We start from the raw sequence: 1,634 nt of genomic DNA on the forward strand, positions 1-1,634 counted from the left end.
CACAGGCATCTGTTGTGGGTGGAAAGTTTTTCGGCTGGGGATGGGCTCGCGGCCTATCAGCTTGTTGGTGAGGTGAAGGCTCACCAAGGCGACGACGGGTAGCCGGCCTGAGAGGGCGACCGGCCACACTGGGACTGAGACACGGCCCAGACTCCTACGGGAGGCAGCAGTGGGGAATATTGCACAATGGGCGAAAGCCTGATGCAGCGACGCCGCGTGAGGGATGACGGCCTTCGGGTTGTAAACCTCTTTCAGCTCCGAAGAAGCGAAAGTGACGGTAGGAGCAGAAGAAGCACCGGCTAACTACGTGCCAGCAGCCGCGGTAATACGTAGGGTGCAAGCGTTGTCCGGAATTATTGGGCGTAAAGAGCTCGTAGGCGGTGTGTCGCGTCTGCTGTGAAAACTCAGGGCTCAACTCTGAGCTTGCAGTGGGTACGGGCACACTTGAGTGCTGTAGGGGAGACTGGAATTCCTGGTGTAGCGGTGAAATGCGCAGATATCAGGAGGAACACCGGTGGCGAAGGCGGGTCTCTGGGCAGTTACTGACGCTGAGGAGCGAAAGCATGGGGAGCGAACAGGATTAGATACCCTGGTAGTCCATGCCGTAAACGTTGGGCGCTAGGTGTGGGGTCCATTCCACGGATTCCGTGCCGCAGCTAACGCATTAAGCGCCCCGCCTGGGGAGTACGGCCGCAAGGCTAAAACTCAAAGGAATTGACGGGGGCCCGCACAAGCGGCGGAGCATGCGGATTAATTCGATGCAACGCGAAGAACCTTACCAAGGCTTGACATGCGCGGTGGAATCCCAGAGATGGGGTGTCATTTAGTTGGTCGCGTACAGGTGGTGCATGGTTGTCGTCAGCTCGTGTCGTGAGATGTTGGGTTAAGTCCCGCAACGAGCGCAACCCTCGTTCCATGTTGCCAGCACGTAGTGGTGGGGACTCATGGGAGACTGCCGGGGTCAACTCGGAGGAAGGTGGGGATGACGTCAAATCATCATGCCCCTTATGTCTTGGGCTTCACGCATGCTACAATGGCCAGTACAGAGGGCTGCGATACCGTGAGGTGGAGCGAATCCCAAAAAGCTGGTCTCAGTTCGGATCGGGGTCTGCAACTCGACCCCGTGAAGTCGGAGTCGCTAGTAATCGCAGATCAGCAACGCTGCGGTGAATACGTTCCCGGGCCTTGTACACACCGCCCGTCACGTCATGAAAGTCGGTAACACCCGAAGCCGGTGGCCCAACCCGTAAGGGGGGGAGCTGTCGAAGGTGGGACTGGCGATTGGGACGAAGTCGTAACAAGGTAGCCGTACCGGAAGGTGCGGCTGGATCACCTCCTTTCTAAGGAGCATCAACCACACCTGCAGACATGGTCTGACACTGACTCGGGTCTTCGTGCCTGGGTGGTGGGGTGTGGGTGGGCCAGTTTCTGCCGGCACATGTTCGGCGGCTGGTGCTCAAGGGTGGAACATCAACATGGCACCACGGCCTGGTGCGGCCTCACTTAGTACCCCAGCTCTGCTGGGTGGAACGGAGAGGTCGTGGTGGGTGGGTGTCTGGCGCACTGTTGGGTCCTGAGGGACCGGGCTTCTCATCGTGTGGACGTGAGTCTGCGGGGTGGGTGTCTGAACCTCT

1 rRNA gene is annotated in these 1,634 nt (G+C 59.0%); it reads left to right on the forward strand.

Annotated features, from left to right (window positions below):
* Positions 1–1,340 (forward strand): 16S ribosomal RNA (locus AB0637_RS24740); the annotation flags it as partial.
* Between the last annotated feature and the right edge of the window lie 294 nt (positions 1,341–1,634).

The sequence above is a fragment of the Kineococcus sp. NPDC059986 genome (assembly GCF_040702905.1).
Taxonomy (GTDB): domain Bacteria; phylum Actinomycetota; class Actinomycetes; order Actinomycetales; family Kineococcaceae; genus Kineococcus.